Below are 19367 nucleotides of genomic sequence, written 5' to 3' on the forward strand. Positions count from 1 at the left end.
CCGTACGGCGAGGGGTCGCACCGCGCGGCGCGACCCCTCGCTCACCGTGGCCGGCGACGCTCCAGGAACTCGGTCATCCGCCGTTGCTTCTCCTCGTCCTCGAAGAGCACCGCCTGACTCAGCAGGTCGAGCTGCGGGTGCGCGGCCGCCGGCGCGTCCACCGCCAGCTTGGTCAGGCGCAGGGCCAGCGCGGAGCCCTTGGCCATCTCGTCGAGCAGTCCGTGCGCGGTGGGCAGCAGCTCCGCCGGCTCGGCCACCACCCGGTTCACCAGGCCGATCCGCAGCGCCTCGTCGGCGTCCACCCGCCGACCGGTGAAGAGCAGTTCCTTGGCCCGTGCCTCGCCGATCAGCGCCGGCAGCCGGTAGGTCGCTCCAGCACCGGCCAGGATGCCCAGCCGCACCTCGGGCTGACCGAAGACGGCACGGCCCGTGCACACCCGAAGATCGCAGGAGTACGCCAGCTCGGCGCCACCGCCCAGCGCCGGGCCGTCGACCGCCGCCACGGTGGGCATCGGCAGCGCCCGGATCCGGGCGAAGACGCCCTGGTTGATGGCGGCCAACGCGTCCAGCCGGCCGCGCTCGCGGAGTTGCGCGATGTCGGCGCCCCCGGCGAAGATGCCCGCCGTCGAGCCGGTGAGCAGCATCAGCCGGGGTCGGGCCTCCAACTCGGCGCAGACGGCGTGCAGCTCGGCCACCAGGTCGGCGTCGATCGCGTTGCGTTTCTCCGGCCGGTCCAGCATGACCACGAGCCGGTCCGGCAGCTCCTCGATCCGTAGTCCGCTCACTGTGCCTGCCTTCCGTTCGCGACTGCGGGGCTCGCAAGCTCACTCCTCGCGCTCACCGTGCCAGTCCCTCGTCTTCCCAGGTGTAGAAGCCCTGGCCGGACTTCTTGCCCAGCCTGCCGTCGGCCACCATCTCGACGAGCAACGGCGGCGGCGCGAAGCGGTCCCCGTACGCGGCCTGGAGCGTGCGTGCGATGTCGAGCCGGACGTCCAGACCGACCAGGTCGGTCAGCTCCAGCGGGCCCACCGGGTGCCGGTAGCCGAGCACCATCGCCTTGTCGATGTCGGCCGGGCTGGCCACCCCGTCGGCCACCATCCGGATCGCCTCCAGGCCGAGCGTGACGCCGAGCCGGGAGGTGGCGAAGCCGGGCATGTCGCGTACCACGACGGGGTCCTTGCCCAGCCGGGCGGCCAGCGCGACGGCCGCCTCGGTGGTCTGCGGCGCGGTGGCCGGGCCGACCACGACCTCCAGCAGCGCCATCGCCCAGACCGGGTTGAAGAAGTGCAGGCCGAGGAAGTCCGCCGGGCGGTCCAGCCCGGCGGCCAGCTCGGTGATCGGGATGCTGGAGGTGTTGCTGCCCAGCAGCGCCGGCCGGCGGCCCTCGGCGGCCCGGAGCACGTCGCGCTTCAGGTCGAGCCGCTCGGGCACCGCCTCCACGATCACGTCCGGCCCCTCGGCCACCTCGGCGAGGCCGGCGCGCAGCGTCACCCGTACCCGATTGGCGGCTGCCGCCTCCGCGGTCAGCTTGCCCCGCTGGACGCCGCGGTCCCACAGCTCGCCGAGCCGCCGGACGGCGTCGGCCCCCCGCTGCGGATCCACCTCGACCAGCTCGACCGCGTAGCCGGCGCCGGCTGCCACGTACGCGATGCCGAGGCCCATGGTGCCGGCCCCGACGACCACAAAACGACCACTCATCCGTGTCCCCTCGCCGCGGCGGTGGCGCGCGGGGTGTCCGCCGCGCCGGGCCCGGCCGCTCGTTCCTGGATGCGACCCTATGCACGGTCGGCCCGCCGGGCATGCGTGGGGGCCGCGCGGACGGGGTAAAGACCGCCGTCAACGCCGAAGGAAGGATCGAGATGAGCCAGGCACCGGAGAGCGCGCAGAGCACCGAGACGGTCGAGACGCGCGGCGACGAGCGGGTGGACCTGCTTCGCGCGGACACCAACAACGACGGCAAGACCGACGTCTGGGTGGTGGACACCGACGGCGACGGTAAGGCCGACCTGTTCCAGTTCGACACCGACGGCGACGGCAAGGTGGACATCACCATGGTCGACATCGACGAGGACGGGACCCCGGACGAGGTGGTCGACGGCGACGGTGGCCTTCCGCCCCAGGAGACGACCCCCACCATCCAGGTCTGAGCGCAGGGAAGGGCACCTTGTAAAAGGTGCCCTTCCTAACGCTTCAGCGTAAGCGTGGCGAGATAGTAGGGGTGGTCGGCGGTGTCCACGTCGGCCAGTCGCCACGGGGAACCGTGGACCAGTTCAGCGAACTCCTCGGGCGAACACACCAGGTAGTCGAACCACCCGGTGCCGAGCAGCCGGTAGCGCAGCCGCAACCGCAGTTGCCCGCCCAGCCGGCCCCGCCGCCGGTTCCGCTCGTGGTAGCCGGTGTGCACCGGGTCGGTGGTGCCGTACGGGTCGGTGCCGTGCGCGATCACGGTCGCCCCGGGTCGGGCCAGTGCCGCGAGCGCGGCCAGCATCGTCGGGGCCCGGTCCCGCCCCTCGAACAGGCCCAGGTTGTTGCCGAGCAGCAGGAACGTGTCGTACTGCCGGCCGTCGGCGACGTGCGCGTCGACGGTGCCGTGCACCAGTTCGCGGACGCCCCGGTGGCGGCTGACCCGCAGCGCGCCGAGCGAGGTGTCCAGCCCGGTCACCGGCACCTGACGCGCCTGGAGGTGCAGCGCGATCCGGCCGGCGCCCACGCCGACGTCGAGCACGTGCCCGTGCACCCGGTCGACCGCCCGGTGGTCGTGCGGCTGCCAGTGCTCGGGCGGGTCCAGGTAGTGCCCGGCGGGTGCGCCGTTGATGAGCCCGTCGTCCCGCTCGATGATCTCGATGACCGGGCGGGGCAGCCGGCCGCCGGCCATCGGCCGGGGCCCGATGCCGGTGGCGACCGCGTACGCGTCGCGGATCATCTCGCCGAACACGTCGCCGATCTCGGGTTCCCCGGTCATGGGAGCACGCTATCCGGGCTCGGCGGCGCTGTCGCGGCCGTATCCTGGGCGCTGTGACCGACCTGGACCGCCTGGCTGCGGAGAAGTACGTCCTGCTCACCACGTTCCGCAAGGACGGCCGTGCGGTGCCGACGCCGGTGTGGGCGGTGCGCGACGGCGACGCGCTGGCGGTGTGGACGGTGGCCGACTCCGGCAAGGTGAAGCGGATCCGCCGCGACGGCCGGGTCACGGTGGCGCCGTGCGACGTGCGCGGCCGGCCGCACGGCGAGGCGGTGCCGGGGTACGCGACCATCGACGATCCGGAGCGGACCAACCGGGTCCGGGGCCTGCTCAAGCAGAAGTACCGGTTGATCGGCCGGATGACCCTGCTGGGCAGTCGGCTGCGTCGGGGGGAGCGGGGCACGGTGGGGCTGCGGATCGTGTTGGGCCCGGTGGACCCGGACACGATCAGGGGCGGTGGATCGTCGCCGTCGCGACGCTCGACCGCCCCTGATCGGAATGCGTGAGAGAGTACGTCCGGGTGGTCAGTCTCCCTGCCGCTGCTGGGGGATCTGCCCCTGCAACAGGGCCCGCACCTCCGACTCGCGGTAACGGCGGTGGCCGCCCAGGGTCCGGATGGCGCTGAGCTTGCCAGCCTTGGCCCACCGGGTCACCGTCTTTGGGTCGACACGGAACATCGACGCCACCTCGGCCGGTGTGAGTAGCGGCTCAGGTTCGTGCGTTCGCGATGCCATCGGGGTCACTCCTCCACATGTATAGACATCGGCCGGGGTCCCGCCGGCCGACGCGTCTCCCATGGTCCGGCTAGTCCCCGATGTCCGACATGGGCCGAACGGCTGAAGGTCCCTAGACGGACGGATGAACCATGCCCGATTTTTACGACTTTTACACCTCAGAAACTACCTTATTCGGACTCATGATCACGGTTCGTGATGCGTCAATTACGAGACAGCCTCGTATCGCCGGGCCCGAAGAGGGGCAAACCGGGCGTCAGTTGCACCGCTCCAGGAGCTGCACCGCGCGCCAGCGGGCCACCAGCTTGTCGTACGTCGCCGACGCCTCCTCGGCCTCGCCCCGGGCCAACGCGGCCAGGCCCGCCGCGACCAGCTCGGTCGAGTCGTCGGCCGTCAGCGTCTCGTCCGGTAGGAGCTGCACCAGGCCGCCGTAGTCCAGCTCCACCACCGACCGCGGGTGGAACTCCTCCAGCCAGCGTGCGGCCTCCTCGACCGCCTCGGTGATCGGCGCCTCCCCGACCGACTTGCGCAGCACCGACAGCGCCCGGGACGACCGGCGGCGGGCCTTCGAGATCTCGGTGCGGTAGCGCAGCGCCCGCCGCCCCGGCTCGGTGACCAGGTGCCGCTCCCCGGTCTCGAACAGCACGAACCAGCGCAGCGGCACCCCCCAGGTCGCGACCTGCTCGTGCACCCGGGGCACCCCGTGCTCCAGCACCCGCGCCCCGCTGCGCCAGTCTTCCACCGCGGCCTTGGCCTGACCGGCGAGAATCGGCGGCACGAAGGCGTCGGCGAGCACCGAGGGCACGCCGTCCCGGGCGCTGAGCGCCGCCTCGGCCACCCGGATGCGCAGGTTCCACGGGCAGACCAGCAGCGCGTCGTCGGACTCCAGGACGTACGCCTCGTCGGGCAGGTCGGGTAGGCGGGTCCAGCCCGCGCCCAACGCCTCGATCACCGACGTCCGTTGTCGGACCGGGCCCTCCAGCGGGGCGACCGCCCGGCCCTCGCTGACGTACCGACGCCAGTACGACTGCCGGTCCCGGTCGAAGGCGGTCAACGGCTCGTAGACGCGCAGGTATGAAGCGAAGAGCGACGGCACGGCGCGATCCTCCCACGAGACGGGACCGCCCGTCGCCGCCGTCACACCGGCGGCGTGACGTGCGCGACAGTACGGTTCCGGCCGATATTAGGCTCAACCTCACCGGCACCACCCCGCCGGCCGTGCCACCAGGTTCCGCACCCCACAAGGGCGCACACCGACAGGAGTCAGCCATGGGCGTATTCGCCAGCACCGACGACCCGGTTTCCACCGGTCACGAGCAGGTCGTGTTCTGCCAGGACAAACAGTCCGGCCTGAAGGCGATCATCGGGATCTACTCCACCGCGCTGGGCCCCGCGCTCGGCGGCACCCGGTTCTACCCGTACGCCGACGAGGCCGACGCCCTCGCCGACGTGCTCGACCTGTCGCGGGGCATGGCGTACAAGAACGCCCTGGCGGGCCTGGACCTCGGCGGCGGCAAGGCGGTCATCTGGGGTGACCCGGACCAGCTCAAGAGCGAGGCTCTGCTGCGCGCGTACGGCCGTTTCGTGGAGTCCCTGAACGGCCGCTACTACACCGCCTGCGACGTCGGCACCTACGTCGCCGACATGGACGTGATCGCCCGGGAGACCCGCTTCGTGACCGGCCGCAGCGTGGAGCACGGCGGCGCCGGCGACTCCTCCGTCCTCACCGCCTGGGGCGTCTTCCAGGGCATGCGGGCCGCCGCCGAGCACGTCTGGGGCAGCCCGACGCTGGCCGGCCGGCGGGTCGGCGTGGCCGGCCTGGGCAAGGTCGGCAAGTACCTCACCGCACACCTGCTCGACGACGGGGCCGAGGTCGTGGCGACCGACGTCGCCCCCCGCGCCCGCGAGTGGGTGCGCACCACCCACCCGCAGGTCACCCTGGTCGACGACACCGCGGCGCTGGTCGCGTCCGACATCGACGTGTACGCCCCGTGCGCGCTGGGCGGCGCGCTGAACGACGAGACCGTGGCGGTGCTGCGGGCCAGGGTGGTCGCGGGCGCGGCGAACAACCAGCTCGCCCACCCGGGCATCGAGAAGGTCCTCGCCGACCGGGGCATCCTGTACGCCCCGGACTACGTGGTGAACGCCGGTGGCGTGATCCAGGTGGCCGACGAGATCGAGGGCTTCAACTTCGAGCGGGCCAAGCTGCGCGCGACCCGGATCTTCGACACCACCCGGGAGATCCTGCGGCTCGCCGACGACGAGGGCGTCCCGCCGGCGGTCGCCGCGGACCGGCTCGCCGAGCGGCGGATGGCCGACGTCGGCCGGCTGCGCGCGATCCACCTGCGCTGAGACACGGTCCGACGGCGGGCGGGCGGAGTTAAGCTGAGTCTTGGGACGGTTCGTGGCGGTTCGTCCGCCGTCACGGCCAACCCCGGCAACCACCCCTTACCGAATACAATTTGTGACGGCCGGAACACTGCGACGCGCAGGCCCGGTCGACGGTGACCCGAGGTGCCGAACGGTGGCATCCCCATGTACCGTAAGAGCCACGAGAGATGCCTGACGTCATCGGGGCCCGCCTTCGGGCTGCCCCGCATTCTGTGCGAGGGGGTCGAGCCATGGGGCGCGGCCGTGCTAAGGCCAAGCAGACGAAGGTGGCCCGGGAGTTGAAGTACCACTCCCCGAACACCGACCTAACCGCCTTGCAGCGAGAACTGGCGGGTAGTGGTAAGTCTGAGCACAACTTCGACGACGACTACAAAGAGTATGTCGACGACGATGACGAGGACCACGCGGACGACGACCCGGACACCTGGGTCCGCCCGACCCGCTGACCTCCGGTCACATCTGAGCACGCGGTACGCCCCGCGTGCTCACGCATGTGCTCTGCGGGAGCTGACGTACGACCGACGATCAGGGACCTGCCGCACCGGGATGCCTTCATCCGGCCGCGCCGGCAGGTCCTTGATCGCGGAACCGCCACCTCAGCGCGGCCGGTTGTTCCAGTTGTAGAACGTCGGGATGTTCTCGAAGTGGTTCCACGCGCACACGGCGTCACCGCCGTCGCCGCCCGGCGCCTCCGCCCGCAGCAGACGCGCCGCCTCGGCCTCCCGCAGCAGTGCGGTCAGCCCCGCCGCGGCGTCCCGCACCCGGTCGGCGACCGCGTCCCGGTCCGTCTCACCGATGATCTCGGGCATGCTCCAACACTCCCTCCAGTAGGCGGATCTTGCTGTTGCGGCAGTGCTCGGTCTCCGTACCGTCGAACCGCCCCTGCTCGAAGTAGCGGTTGGCGGCGTGACCCCCGCCGCAGAAACCGAAGTACGCGCAGGACGCCCGACATGCCTCCACGCCGGCCAGGAACTCACCCACCCAGGGCGTCCGCCCCGCGTCGGCGAGGATCTTGTCCAGCGGGGTGGTCAGCACGTTCCCGCTGCCGAAGTCGCCGTACCGGGGGTCGGTGAAGCCGGCCAGCTCGGGTGAGAGCAGCACCACCGAGCCGTCGTGGCCGACCGTCGGGATCGGGTCGAGCCGGCGGGGCAGCACGTCGTCCGCCGAGCCGGCCAGGACCGCGCCGGCATACCGCAACGACCACTCCACCTCACGCAGGTGGATCCGGGGATCCCGGCGCCAGGCGGCGACCAACTCGGCCCAGAAGCCGGTGACCGCGCCCGCGTCCCGGGCGTTGGTGCGCGTGTTCACGCCCTCGGTCTCCTCGATGTTGACGCCCAGCACGTCGCACCCCAGGCCGAGGAAGTAGTCGTACAGCTCCGTCGCCAGCCCCGGCTCCGGCCGGGAGACCACCGCCAGGGCCGAGAACGGCAAGCCGTGCCGACGCAGCGCCGCCACCCCGGCCACGATCCGGTCGTACGCCGGCCGGCCGCCCCGGGTGACCCGCTCGGCGTTGCGCGCCCGCGGGCCGTCCACGCTGACGCTGACCCGGACCCGATGCTCGGCGAAGAACGCGCACCAGGCATCATCGATCAACGTGGCGTTGGTCTGGACGTGGTGCTCGACCTCCGGCCCGAACGGCGCCAGCAGGGACGCCAGGTGCTCCCGGCCGGCCGCGAGCGGCTCCCCGCCGTGCCAGACCACCGAGCACCGGCCCTGGGTGGCCCAGGGGTTCACCGCCTCCGCCACCGCCTCGGCGACCGCCACCGTCATCCGACGGTCCGCCGCGCGGAACGGGAGATAACAGTAGGCGCAGTCGAGGTTGCACAGGGTGGTCGGCTGCATCACCACGTACGAGGGAACGGTGGCGATGCCCCGCATCCCCTCGTACGTACGAAAAGCCATCGACCCTCCCCCGCCGGCCCGAGAACCGAACCTTCAGGCTAGGCGGCGGCGGCCGCTCGGGTGAACCCCCGATCAGGTGCTTGGCCGATCAGCGCAGCGTGATCATCATCCGCGGGTGTGCTGGCCGACCATCCGCACGTTGCCCGAACCCTCGATGATCTCGCCGGCCTGCCAGGCGTCGACGCCGCGACCGGTCAGGGTGGCGAGCGCCCGGTCGGCGTCCTCCGCGGAGACGATCGCGAACATGCCGACGCCCATGTTGAACGTCGACTCCATCTCCGGGTCCTCGATCCGACCCTTGGTCTGGATCAGGTCGAAGATCGGCTGCGGCTTCCAGGTGGAGCGGTCGACGACCGCGTCGACGTGCTCGGGCAGCACCCGCACCAGGTTGCCCGGGATGCCGCCACCGGTGACGTGGGCCAACGCCCGCACCTCGGCCTCGGCGATCAGCTTGAGGCAGTCCTTCGCGTAGATCTTGGTCGGGGTGAGCAGCTCCTCGCCCAGCGTGCGCTGACGGCCGAAGTCCTCGATCACCACGTCCAGCCGCATCCGGCCGGCTCCCAGCAGCACGTGCCGGACCAGGGAGTAGCCGTTGGAGTGCAGACCCGAGGAGCGCATCGCGATCACCACGTCGCCCACCTCGACGCGCTCCGGGCGGAGGATCTCGCTCTCCTCCACCACGCCGACGCCGGTGGCCGAGATGTCGTACTCGTCCGGGCGCAGCACGCCGGGGTGCTCGGCGGTCTCCCCGCCGAGCAACGCGCAACCGGCGTAGCGGCAACCGTCGGCGATGCCCGCGCCGATCTCGGCGACCTTGTCCGGCACGACCTCACCGGTGGCGATGTAGTCGAGCAGGAACAGCGGCTCGGCGCCACAGGCGACCAGGTCGTCGACGACCATGGCGACCAGGTCGATGCCGACCGTGTCGTGGATGTCGAGCTGCTGGGCGATCACCAGTTTGGTGCCCACCCCGTCGGTGGAGGACGCCAGGATCGGGCTCCTGTACTTCTTCGTGTCCAGCCGGAACAGGCCGGCGAAGCCGCCCAGGTCGCCCAGCACCTCGGGGCGCCGGGTCTCCTTGACCTTGGACTTGAGCAGCTCGACCGCGCGGTCGCCCGCCTCGATCGACACCCCGGCGTCGGCGTACGAGACCGTGCGTTTGCGCGGCGACCGGCCGGACCCCGCCGTCCAGGGCTGGCGCTCGCCGCCGGTGCTGGATCCTGCGCCGCTGCGCTCGGACACGTGCGTCACGGTTCTCCCCTTTGTGGTTCCCGCGGGGCCGGAGCACCGGACCCGCGTCGGCGGTGCTACGGGTGGTGGGTCGGTGTGGCGACGAGTGGATTGGTGGGCTCGATCGCCTCGGCGGCGACCCGACGGCCCACTCCTTCGAGCACGTGCTTGCCGATCAGGTTTCCGGCCGGTAGTTCGATTGGGTACTCCCCATCGAAACACGCCCGGCAGAGTCGGGTCTTCGGCTGCTCGGTCGCGGCGATGAGACCGGGCAGCGAGACGTAGCCCAGCGAGTCGGCGCCGATCGACCGCCGGATGCCCTCGTTGTCCAGCCCGTTGGCGAGCAGTTCGGCCCGGGTGGCGAAGTCGATGCCGTAGAAACAGGGCCAGCTCACCGGCGGCGAGGAGATCCGGACGTGGACCTCCAGCGCACCCGCCTCGCGCAGCAGCCGGACGATGGCGCGCTGGGTGGTGCCCCGGACGATCGAGTCGTCCACCACCACCAGGCGCTTGCCGCGGACGTTCTGCCGCAGCGGGTTCAGCTTGAGCCGGACACCGAGCGCGCGCAGGGTCTGCGAGGGCTGGATGAAGGTGCGCCCGACGTACGGGTTCTTCATCAGGCCCTGGCCGTAGGTGATGCCGGACTCCTCGGCGTAGCCGATCGCGGCCGGAGTGCCGGACTCCGGCACCGGGATCACCAGGTCGGCCTCGACCGGGTGCTCCTTGGCGAGCTGGCGGCCGATCTGCACCCGCGCGGCGTGCACGTTGCGGCCGGCGATGGTGGCGTCCGGCCGGGCGATGTAGACGTATTCGAAGAGGCAGCCCTTGGGCTCCGGGGCGGCGAACCGGCTGGACCGCAGCCCGTCCTCGTCGATGGCGATCAGCTCACCCGGCTCCACCTCGCGGACCACGCTCGCGCCGACGATGTCCAGCGCGGCGGTCTCGCTCGCCACCACCCAGCCGCGCTCCAACCGGCCGAGGACCAGCGGGCGGACGCCGTGCGGGTCGCGGGCCGCGTAGAGCGTCGACTCGTCCATGAAGACGAAGCTGAACGCGCCGCGCAGCTGCGGCAGCACCTCCAGCGCGGCGGCCTCGACCGAGAGGTCGGGTCGGCTGGCCAGCAGCATGGTGACCAGCGAGGTGTCGTTGCTCGACCCGTCCGAGTCCAGGCCCCGGGCGGACACCTCGCGCTGAAGGTCGGCGGTGTTGACCAGGTTGCCGTTGTGCGCCAGCGCGATCGTGGTGCCGGCGCTGGTCGCCCGGATCGTCGGCTGGGCGTTCTCCCAGGTCGAACCGCCGGTGGTCGAGTAGCGCGCGTGCCCGATCGCGACGTGCCCGCGCAGGCTCGCCAGGGTCGGCTCGTCGAACACCTGGGCGACCAGGCCGAGGTCCTTGTAGACCACCACACCGGAGCCGTCGCTGACCGCGATGCCCGCAGCCTCCTGACCCCGGTGCTGGAGGGCGTAGAGCCCGAAGTAGGTGAGGTTGGCGACCTCTTCCCCGGGCGCCCAGACACCGAAGACGCCGCACGCGTCCTGGGGGCCGGGTCGTTGGGGGTCAAGGTCGTGGCTCAGCCGGCCATCGCCTCGGGGCACCTGCCGCTCCCTCGTGGTGGGGGGTGTGGACTGGCCTGGCGGAGTGGGGGTCGCTCCGCACCGTGGGCCGGGACCGTCGTCGGGACCCAGTGTACGCGAACAGGCGTCGGCACCGACAGTCACGAAGCGTCCGCCGAGCGTCATCCAGCGCGACCGCCACGGCCGTCTAAATCGGGAGGTACGCGGAAAGGTCGGCCCGGTTCCCGGAGACGCGTACGCGACCCTCGGTGACCGCCTGCGCCCAGCCGAGGCGGCCGGCGGCGACCGCGAGCCACGTCGGCGGATCCATCTCCACCACGTTCGGCGGGGTGCCGCGGGTGTGTCGTGGCCCGACCACGCACTGCACCGCGCCGTAAGGTGGAACGCGCACCTCCACCGATCGGCCGGGGGCGCGCTCCGCGAGGGCGGCCAAGAGCGTCCGGACCGCCTCCCGGAGCACCGGCCGTTCGGGCGTACGCCCCTCGTCCAGGGCCGCCAGGGCGGCGAGCACCGTGTCGGAATATGCGTGCGGAGAGGACACGACGGGACGATACGACCCGACAGAAGGCCGCCATACGCCGGCCCTGGGTAGAGATGATCCGGTCGGACAAGGCATAGTTGCCGACGGCGTAATTCGTACCGTGAGTGATCAACCCGGCCGGACCGGCCGGCGGGGCGATCAGACCCGGAAGGCGGTGGACGTGTCCACACACCGACGTGCCTGGAAGCATCGGGCCGGTGTGGTCGTAGCGCTGGTCTTCGGCGCCCTGCTCACCGTCCCCGCCACACCCGCCCTCGCGGCGAATCCCGACGTGCAGATCACCAGCCTGTCGACCGACTCCCTGTCGAGCGGTCAGCAGACCGGCATGACCTTCACGGTGAAGAACAACAACGACTCGTCGAGCGTCTTCAGCATCACCGTGGACACCTTCAGCGGCCTGAGGTGCCAGGGCGGATGCCGGGTGCCCGCCCAGGCCATCGAGGCCGGCCAGAGCGCGACGTTCAACGTCACCCTCGCCGCCGACAACCTCGCGCCGGGCGCCACCAAGTCGGGGCAGGTCCGGGTCAACGCTCGGACCGGCGGCGACCAGGGCGGGGACGCCCGCGACATGACCGTCAACGGGCCGGCCGCGCCGCAGCAGCCGGAGACCGTCAAGACCGTCTCCGGCAAGGTGGTCAGCTCCGAGGGTGAGCCGATCTCCGGCGCGCTCGTCATGCTCCGGGACAGCAGCGGCAAGGAACGCCGCGCGACCACCAACGGCAGCGGCAACTTCAGCTTCGGCGGCTCGGCCGACAACCCGATCGCGCCGGGGCGGATCGACCTGGGCGCCTCCGCGGAAGGCGCGAGCCCGACCGCCAGGTCGATCAACGCCAACGCCGGTCAGTCCGTGACCGGAGTTCGGCTCAGCATCGCGGTCAAGGCGTCGGCCAGCCCGAGCGCGACCCCGTCGGCCAGCGAGTCGGCCCCGCCGAGCGAGGAGCCGACCGAGGATGAGGCCGCGACCGACACCCCTGCCTCCGACACGCCCGCCGCTGCGCAGCCGGCCGCGAACGAGGATTCCGGCGGCTTCGGCTCCTGGCTGCTGATCCTGCTCGGCGGCCTGTTCGTCGCCGTCGGTGTGGGCACCATCGTGCTGCTCTACCTGCGCCGCCGGAACGAGGGCGGCGACGGTGACGGCGCGGGCGGCCCGCTCGATGGGGGTGGCCCGGCCGGGGCAGCCGCGGGAGCGGTTCCCGCCGCCCGGGGCGCCTACCGGGGTGCGGACGACCAGACCCGGGTGGTCAACGGCATGGGTGCCGGGCCCGCCCCCACGATGGTCGGCGGCGCCTCGATCAGCGACGCTCCGACCATGCTGCAACGACCGGTCGTGGACGACGTCCCGCCGGACCCGTACGCCGCACCGCCCGGTCCCGCGTACGGCGGCGGGGCAGGGCAGGCCGGCTACGGCTACGGCGACGACGCGCCCGGTCAGGGCGGTTACGGCGCTGCCGGCGGCTACGGCAACGCACCCTCCTCGGGCGGCGGCTACGGCAACGGCCCGTCCTCCGGGGCCGGCTACGGCAGCCCGGACTACGCCGCCGGTGCCGGGGCGGGCGGCTACCCGCCCCAGGGCGGCGGTTACGGCACCGAGCGCTTCGACGAGCCCACCGGCCGCTACACCGGGGACAGCACGCAGTACGCTCCGGCCGCCGACCCGTACCCGACCAGCACCTACCAGCCGGAGCAGGCGGGCGGCTACGACCAGCCCAGCCCCGGTCAGTACGGCCGTGGCGCGGAGCAGGGCGCCGGCTACGGCAACGCCGGCGGCTACGGCGCCGCATCCGCCGGTTACGACAACACCGGCGGCTACGACGGTGGCCGGCAGCAGACCGGTTACGGCGACGCGCCGACCGGCGGCTACGACGCCAACCCGGCCGAGGGCTACGGCAACGCCCCGACCGGCGGCTACGGCGACCCGGCCGGCTATGGCGACGGCCGACCGGGCACCGGCTACGGCAACGCCCCGGCGGCGGGTGGCTACGACACCACCGGCGGTGGCCGGCAGCAGGGCGGTTACGGCGACGCGGCGACCGGCGGTTACGACGCCAACCCGACCGGAGGCTACGACGCCAACCGGACCGGCGGCTACGACGCCGGCTCGACCGGAAGCTACGACGCCGGCCCGACCGGCGGCTACGACGGCCGGCAACAGGGCGGCTACGACGCCAACCAGGGCGGCGGCTACGGCAACGGGCCCGGCGGCTACGACAGCGGCCGGCAGCAGGGCGGCTACGACCAGCGCGGCGGTTACGGCGACGGCTACGGCCAGGAGCCGCAGGGCGGTTACGGCCAGCAGGGGGGCTACGGCCAGGAGCCGCCGCAGCAGCGCGGAAGCGATTACGACAACCAGGGCGGCTATTCGAACGACCCGGCCCAGGCCGGCCGGAGTCGGTCGGACGGTCCGTCCGAGCGGGGCGGACGGCGCCTCGACTGGCTGGACGACTGACCCGTACACCTGAACTGCTCTTCGTGGCCGCCCGGCTCCTGCCGGGCGGCCACACCAGTTAGCCGAAGTGGTGCCTTCCCGACGGGACGATGCCGCTACTTCACCGAACTGGCTACGCCGCCCGTACCTGGAGTCAGGCCGGGGCGAAACAGCCCCGGCGGAGCACCGGCACCACGTCGGAGACGCCGACCTCGGTGGCGACCACGACGTCCTCGGCGAAGCCGCTCTCGGCGAGTTCCCGGCCGGAGACGCAGCCGCGCACCGCCGCCGGCACGTCCGGCGTGCTGGCCAGCGCGGCCAGCGCCATCGCCGCCTCCACCGACAGCCCACCGGGCACCCCGGCCAGGGCGTCCAGCACGCACGCCGCGCCGAGTTGGTCCTCCACGCAGGGGCGCAATGATCCGTCGGGCCAGCGCTCGCCGGCGGCCACCACACCCACCGGGGCGTCGTTCGTGCCGTACCCCTGCTCGCGGACCCACCGCCCGACGGCGCCTGCGTTGCGCAGGCACGCCGCCACCACCGGCACGCCGGTGGCGCTGGCCGCGGCGCTGATCGCCGAGCCGTTGGGCGACGGCAGCACCAGGTCGGCGACGACCGGCGCGGTCCGCAGCGCCGCCGGGGAGAGCGACCACGGATGCTCCGGCGTCGTCCTCCGGCGGCCCACCGCGGCGACCGCGCCCACCCGGCGGGCGTACGCGGCCGCCTGCTCACCCCACGGGAACGGGTGCACCCGCATTCCGCGGCTCACCGCCACCTCCACGGCGGTGGTGAACGACAGCACGTCCACCACCACCAGGGCGGCGCAGACCCGGCCGAGTTCCGCCGCCCCGGTCAGTCCCCAGTCGAAACGGGCACCGGCACCGGGCTGGGCGGGTACGGCCAGGGCCAGGGCCTCAGCGTTGATCCGGCCCGCCCGCCGCCGGGCCGGTCGTCGGCGAAGTGGAGTCGCCCGACGTGTCGTCCGGCTCCCGCGCCGCCCGGGTCTCCCCGGCGGGCGCGTCCTCGGTCTCCGGCTGCCCCGCGGAGGTCGCCTCCGGCTGCCCCGCGGGGGTCGCCTGGGCCTCTGCCGGCGCGGATCGGCCCGCTTCCGGCGCGACGTCCGGCGCTGCCTCCGCGATCGGCTCCGCGGCGACCTGGGCCGGGTCCACTCCGACCGGTCGCTCGGCGGTGGCCGGCAGCACCGTGGTGGTGCCGGTACGGGTCGCCGCCACCTCCACCTGCGGCGCCTCGGCACCGCCGAAGAGGCGCGGCAGAGTGGCGCCGTGCGCCGCCCGCAGCTCGTCGAGGCCGATCCGGAACTGGCCGTGCACCTCCAGCGCGTCGCCGGCCGGGTCGGTGACGCCGATGAACTCCCACGGCACCGAGCGCTCGGCGCAGAGGGCGGTGAACGCCTTCTCGTGCCCGCGCGGCACCGACACCAGCACCCGCCCGGCGGACTCGCTGAACAGGAACACGAACGGCATCGAACCGCCGGCGAAGTGCTCCGGCAGCGCGACCCGGGCGCCGACGCCCCGCCGCAGGCTGGACTCGACCAGGCCCTGCGCCAGGCCGCCGTCGGAGAGGTCGTGCGCCGAGCTGAGGTGCCCGACCCGGGCCGCCTCGGCCAGCAGCTCGGCGAGCTGCCGCTCACGGGCCAGGTCGACCTGCGGCGGGATGCCGCCCAGGTGCTCGTGGGTCACCCAGGCCCACTCCGAGCCGGACAGCTCGACGTGCGTCTCGCCCAGCAGGAAGAGCTGGTCGTGGTCGCCGGCCGGCCGCGGCACGAAACCCATCGGCACCCGCTCGGCGACGTCGTCGAGCACGCCCAGCACGCCGACCACCGGGGTCGGGTGGATGGCCGCGGCGCCGGTCTGGTTGTAGAAGCTGACGTTGCCGCCGGTGACCGGGATGCCCAGCTCCAGGCAGCCGTCCGCCAGGCCGCGGACGGCCTCGGCGAACTGCCACATCACGGCCGGGTCCTCCGGGGAGCCGAAGTTCAGGCAGTTGGTCACCGCGATCGGCTTCGCGCCGGTCACCGCCACGTTCCGGTACGCCTCGGCGAGCGCCAGCTTCGTCCCCTGGTAGGGGTCGAGGCGCGCGTACCGGCCGTTGCCGTCGAGCGAAAGAGCGACGCCCAGGCCGCTCCGCTCGTCGATCCGGATCACGCCGGAGTCCTCCGGCTGGGCGAGCACGGTGTTGCCCAGCACGTACCGGTCGTACTGCTCGGTGACCCAGGTCTTGTCGGCCAGGTTCGGCGACGCGATCATGCGCAGCACGGTCTCCCGCAGCGCCTCCGGGGTGCTCGGCCGGGGCAGCGTCTCGGCCCGGTCGGCCTGGAGCAGGATCAGGTCGGCCGGCTCGCGCATCGGGCGGGCGTAGACCGGGCCGTCGTCCACCAGTGAGCCCGGCGGTACGTCCACCACGAGCTGGTCCCGCCAGGTGATCACCAGCCGGCCCGGCTGGCCGTCCGGCGACGGCGCGGTGACCTCGCCGATCGCGGTGGCCCAGACGCCCCACTTCTCGGCGGTCTTGAGCACCGCCTCCAGCTTGTCCGGCGCGACGACCAGCAGCATCCGCTCCTGGGACTCGCTGGCCAGGATCTCGTGCGGCTCCATCGACGCCTCGCGCAGCGGGACGCGCTCCAGCCAGACCCGCATGCCGGTGCCGGCGGAGGCGGCGGTCTCGGTGAGCGCGCAGGTCAGGCCCGCGCCGCCGAGGTCCTGGATGCCGACGACCAGCTCGGCGTCGTACAGCTCCAGGCATGCCTCGATCAGGAGCTTCTCCATGAACGGGTCGCCGACCTGCACCGACGGGCGACGCTGCTCGCTGCCCTCGTCGAAGGTGGCGCTGGCCAGCACCGACACGCCGCCGATGCCGTCCCGGCCGGTACGCGCGCCCATCAGCACCACGACGTTGCCGGGGCCGGCGGCCTCCTTCTTCTGCAGCCGGTCGACCGGCAGCACGCCCAGGCAGAGCGCGTTGACCAGCGGGTTGCCCTGGTAGCAGGGGTCGAAGACCACCTCACCGCCGATGTTGGGCAGGCCGAGGCAGTTGCCGTAGCCGCCGACGCCAGCCACCACGCCGGGCAGCACCCGGGCGGTGTCCGGGTGGTCGGCCGCGCCGAAGCGCAGCGGGTCCATCACGGCCACCGGACGGGCGCCCATCGCGAGGATGTCGCGGACGATGCCGCCGACGCCGGTCGCCGCGCCCTGGTACGGCTCGACGAAGCTCGGGNGCCGGCGTTCTCGCCGATGCCGGCGAGCAGCCGGTCGCTCGGCGGCGCCTTCTCGCCGAACTGGCGCAGGTGCACCTTGCTCGACTTGTAGGAGCAGTGCTCGCTCCACATGATCGAGTACATGGCCAGCTCGGCCTGGGTGGGCCGCCGGCCGAGGATGTGCCGGATCCGGTCGTACTCGTCGTCGCGCAGACCCAGCTCGGCGTACGGCTGGAGTTCCTCCGGCGTGCCGCCGGCCCGCTGCACGGTGTCCACGCCCGGCGCCCAGTCGTCGGTCGGGCCGGCCTGCGTCACCGCGCCCTGCGGTTCCCGCACGGTCGGATCCGGATGGGTGGTCATGACGTCTCCTTGTTGCGCTCGCCGCCGCGACGGCGGGTGAGCCGACCGATGGTGCCGGCCATCATCACGCCGGGGCTCCCACCAGGTGCTTGAGCACCGAGGTGAAGAAGCCGAGGCCGTCCAGGGAGGGGCCGGTGAGCGCCTCCACCGCGTGCTCGGGGTGCGGCATGATGCCGACGACGTTGCCGGCCTCGTTGGTGATCGCGGCGATGTCGCGCTGCGATCCGTTGGGGTTGCCGCCGACGTACCGGGCCACGACGCGACCCTCGGCCTCCAACCGGTCGAGCGTCGCGGCGTCGGCGACGTAGCAGCCCTCGCCGTTCTTGACCGGGACGAGCACCTCCTGGCCCGACTGGAACGTGTTGGTCCAGGCGGTGCCGGTGGTCTCGATCCGGAGGACCTGGTCCCGGTTGCGGAAGTGCAGGTGCTGGTTGCGGGTGAGCGCCCCGGGCAACAGGTGCGCCTCGCAGAGGATCTGGAAGCCGTTGCAGATGCCCAGCACCGGCATGCCACCGCGGGCGGCCTCGACCACCGTCTCCATCACCGGGGCGAACCGGGCGATGGCTCCGCAGCGCAGGTAGTCGCCGTAGGAGAAGCCACCGGGCAGGACGACGGCGTCCACCCCGTGCAGGTCCGGGTCGCCGTGCCAGAGCCGGACCGGCTCGGCGCCGGCGATCCGGACGNGAGCGAGCCGGGGAAGGTCACCACACCGACCCGGGCGGTCACGAGTGCGCGCCCGCGGTCTCGTCGGCGTCGACCAGGTGGACGGTGAAGTCCTCGATGACCGGGTTGGCGAGCAGCTTGTCGGCGATCTCGCGGGCCCGGTCCAGGTCTGGTTCGCCGGTGAACTCGATCTCGATCCGCCTGCCGATCCGGACCGAGGCGACGTCGCTGACGCCGAGCCGGGGCAGCGCGTTCGCGACGGCCTGGCCCTGCGGATCGAGGATCTCGGGCTTGAGCATGACGTCGACTACGACGCGAGGCACCTGGGCACTCCTGACTGTGTACGCAGTTGGGTGCCGGCCCACAAACGGGCGAGCGCAGCCAGCCTACCTGGCAGATACCGCCCCGCCCGCACCGGCCGGGGACAGTTCGGGCAGCAGTCGGCGGGACCGGCGGCACAGGTCGGAGACCGTTGCCCGTTCGTTGCGGCGTCGAGACGGATTCGTTGCTCTGGATCTTGCTCAAGGGTGGCGAAGGTATCGTCGAATGTCGATCCCAGCCTTGTGACAGGTCGGCGCACGCCGTTAGCATCCATCGTCAGATGTCGATACTCATGATCGGCGTCGGTCCGGCCCGACACAACCGGGCCCACCCTTCCGAAGGAGCCCCGCCATGCGCCTACGTCCCCTGCTCGCCGTACTGACGACCGCCCTGGCCGGCGTGCTGGCCACCGCGTCCGGCGCCGCCGCCGCGCCGGCCGGCCCCCAGCCGATCATCGGCGGGAGCACCGTCTCGTCCGCCCCGTGGGCCGCGGCCGTCTTCAGCAACGGCTCGTTCACCTGCTCCGGCAGCGTGATCGCGTCCCAGTGGGTGCTCACCGCCCGACACTGCGTCAGCGGCACCATGTCGGTCCGGGTCGGCAGCGTCTACTACGCCTCGGGTGGGGTGACTCGCACTGTCAGCGCCTCGTACACCCGCAGCGACCTGGCCCTGCTCCGGCTCTCCAGCACGGTCAGCACCTCGGCCGTCACGCTGGCCAGCAGCAACCCGCCCGTCGGCTCCACCAACTCGATCTACGGCTGGGGCATGACCTGCAACAGCGGTTGCGGCGCGTCGCCCCAGCTCAAGACCGCCAACGTCCAGGTGACCAGCACCAGCGTGACCGACGCGTACGGCGGCCAGGCGATCCGGAGCACCCGGATCAACGGCAACGCGTGGCGGGGCGACTCGGGTGGACCGCAGTTCTACAACGGCCAGCAGGTCGGCGTGGCCTCCACCGCCGACGGCGTGAGCATCCAGAACTACGGGAGTGTCGCGTACAACCGGTCCTGGATCACCTCGGTGGCCGGTGTCTGACCGTTGACGCCG

Annotated in this window: 18 protein-coding genes and 2 pseudogenes; 6 read left to right on the top strand and 14 right to left on the bottom strand. The window is 72.6% G+C overall.

Annotated elements, in window-relative coordinates; genetic code table 11:
• Positions 1 to 41 precede the first annotated feature (41 nt).
• On the bottom strand, positions 42 to 785 hold the full coding sequence (locus tag B1205_RS05995) for an enoyl-CoA hydratase/isomerase family protein (protein ID WP_089154691.1): 744 nt from the start codon (positions 783 to 785) through the stop codon (positions 42 to 44).
• 52 nt (positions 786 to 837) lie between these two features.
• A complete protein-coding gene (locus B1205_RS06000; RefSeq protein ID WP_089154692.1) occupies positions 838 to 1698 on the bottom strand; it encodes a 3-hydroxyacyl-CoA dehydrogenase family protein in 861 nt (286 codons plus the stop codon).
• 161 nt (positions 1699 to 1859) lie between these two features.
• Between B1205_RS06000 and B1205_RS06005 the strand changes: the two genes are divergently transcribed.
• Positions 1860 to 2147 carry a hypothetical protein gene (locus B1205_RS06005; RefSeq protein ID WP_089154693.1) on the top strand — a complete coding sequence of 96 codons (288 nt, stop codon included), beginning with the start codon at positions 1860 to 1862 and terminating at the stop codon, positions 2145 to 2147.
• Between the two features lie 35 nt (positions 2148 to 2182).
• Here the strand turns inward: B1205_RS06005 and B1205_RS06010 are convergent, their stop codons facing one another.
• Positions 2183 to 2962 (bottom strand): class I SAM-dependent methyltransferase, encoded by a 780-nt coding sequence (locus B1205_RS06010; protein WP_089154694.1) that lies wholly within the window; start codon positions 2960 to 2962, stop codon positions 2183 to 2185.
• A 53-nt stretch (positions 2963 to 3015) separates the two neighbouring features.
• Here B1205_RS06010 and B1205_RS06015 point away from each other — a divergent pair, with 53 nt between their 5' ends.
• Positions 3016 to 3468, top strand: coding sequence for a PPOX class F420-dependent oxidoreductase (locus tag B1205_RS06015; protein ID WP_254909746.1), 453 nt, complete (start codon positions 3016 to 3018; stop codon positions 3466 to 3468).
• Between the two features lie 18 nt (positions 3469 to 3486).
• Here B1205_RS06015 and B1205_RS06020 read toward each other — a convergent pair whose 3' ends face one another.
• Positions 3487 to 3696, bottom strand: coding sequence for a BldC family transcriptional regulator (locus B1205_RS06020; protein WP_007073996.1), 210 nt, complete (start codon positions 3694 to 3696; stop codon positions 3487 to 3489).
• A 256-nt stretch (positions 3697 to 3952) separates the two neighbouring features.
• Positions 3953 to 4792 (bottom strand): hypothetical protein, encoded by an 840-nt coding sequence (locus B1205_RS06025; protein ID WP_089154695.1) that lies wholly within the window; start codon positions 4790 to 4792, stop codon positions 3953 to 3955.
• Between the two features lie 173 nt (positions 4793 to 4965).
• Between B1205_RS06025 and B1205_RS06030 the strand changes: the two genes are divergently transcribed.
• Both B1205_RS06030 and B1205_RS06035 read left to right on the top strand, forming a co-directional pair.
• A complete protein-coding gene (locus B1205_RS06030) occupies positions 4966 to 6048 on the top strand; it encodes a Glu/Leu/Phe/Val family dehydrogenase (protein ID WP_089154696.1) in 1083 nt (360 codons plus the stop codon).
• Between the two features lie 269 nt (positions 6049 to 6317).
• The gene (locus tag B1205_RS06035) at positions 6318 to 6533 is read left to right on the top strand and encodes a DUF3073 domain-containing protein (protein ID WP_073826739.1); all 216 of its coding nucleotides are present in this window, start codon (positions 6318 to 6320) and stop codon (positions 6531 to 6533) included.
• A 150-nt stretch (positions 6534 to 6683) separates the two neighbouring features.
• Here B1205_RS06035 and amcA read toward each other — a convergent pair whose 3' ends face one another.
• The 5 genes from amcA to B1205_RS06060 all read right to left on the bottom strand — a co-directional run bounded on the left by amcA (position 6684) and on the right by B1205_RS06060 (position 11307).
• Positions 6684 to 6896, bottom strand: a complete 213-nt coding sequence (amcA, locus tag B1205_RS06040) for a multiple cyclophane-containing RiPP AmcA (protein ID WP_089154697.1) — start codon at positions 6894 to 6896, stop codon at positions 6684 to 6686.
• Positions 6877 to 7968, bottom strand: a complete 1092-nt coding sequence (gene amcB, locus B1205_RS06045) for a cyclophane-forming radical SAM peptide maturase AmcB (protein ID WP_303395017.1) — start codon at positions 7966 to 7968, stop codon at positions 6877 to 6879. Before amcB ends, amcA begins: the two co-directional genes overlap by 20 nt.
• Positions 7969 to 8097: 129 nt before the next feature.
• Positions 8098 to 9243 (bottom strand): phosphoribosylformylglycinamidine cyclo-ligase, encoded by a 1146-nt coding sequence (gene purM / locus B1205_RS06050; protein WP_089154699.1) that lies wholly within the window; start codon positions 9241 to 9243, stop codon positions 8098 to 8100.
• Between the two features lie 56 nt (positions 9244 to 9299).
• A complete protein-coding gene (purF, locus tag B1205_RS06055; protein WP_089154700.1) occupies positions 9300 to 10817 on the bottom strand; it encodes an amidophosphoribosyltransferase in 1518 nt (505 codons plus the stop codon).
• A gap of 166 nt (positions 10818 to 10983) precedes the next feature.
• Positions 10984 to 11307, bottom strand: coding sequence for a sterol carrier family protein (locus tag B1205_RS06060; RefSeq protein WP_089154701.1), 324 nt, complete (start codon positions 11305 to 11307; stop codon positions 10984 to 10986).
• Between the two features lie 190 nt (positions 11308 to 11497).
• Here B1205_RS06060 and B1205_RS06065 point away from each other — a divergent pair, with 190 nt between their 5' ends.
• On the top strand, positions 11498 to 13783 hold the full coding sequence (locus B1205_RS06065) for a carboxypeptidase-like regulatory domain-containing protein (protein WP_089154951.1): 2286 nt from the start codon (positions 11498 to 11500) through the stop codon (positions 13781 to 13783).
• 133 nt (positions 13784 to 13916) lie between these two features.
• On the opposite strand, the gene B1205_RS06070 is transcribed toward B1205_RS06065, so the two are convergent.
• The 4 genes and pseudogenes from B1205_RS06070 to purS form a co-directional block, all read right to left on the bottom strand.
• The gene (locus B1205_RS06070; protein ID WP_089154952.1) at positions 13917 to 14666 is read right to left on the bottom strand and encodes a 2-phosphosulfolactate phosphatase; all 750 of its coding nucleotides are present in this window, start codon (positions 14664 to 14666) and stop codon (positions 13917 to 13919) included.
• Positions 14667 to 14676: 10 nt separating this feature from the next.
• Positions 14677 to 17336, bottom strand: a pseudogene (gene purL, locus B1205_RS06075) (phosphoribosylformylglycinamidine synthase subunit PurL).
• Between the two features lie 64 nt (positions 17337 to 17400).
• Positions 17401 to 18062: pseudogene (gene purQ / locus B1205_RS06080) on the bottom strand (phosphoribosylformylglycinamidine synthase subunit PurQ).
• Entirely contained in the window at positions 18059 to 18322 is a 264-nt protein-coding gene (gene purS, locus B1205_RS06085) for a phosphoribosylformylglycinamidine synthase subunit PurS (protein WP_089154702.1), read from the bottom strand. Before purS ends, purQ begins: the two are co-directional and overlap by 4 nt.
• Before the next feature lie 349 nt (positions 18323 to 18671).
• Here purS and B1205_RS06090 point away from each other — a divergent pair, with 349 nt between their 5' ends.
• Complete coding sequence (locus B1205_RS06090) at positions 18672 to 19355, top strand: S1 family peptidase (RefSeq protein ID WP_089154703.1); 684 nt, start codon at positions 18672 to 18674, stop codon at positions 19353 to 19355.
• The last annotated feature ends 12 nt before the right edge of the window (positions 19356 to 19367 follow it).

It is taken from the genome of Micromonospora sp. NBS 11-29 (assembly GCF_002140155.1).
Classification (GTDB): Bacteria; Actinomycetota; Actinomycetes; order Mycobacteriales; family Micromonosporaceae; genus Micromonospora.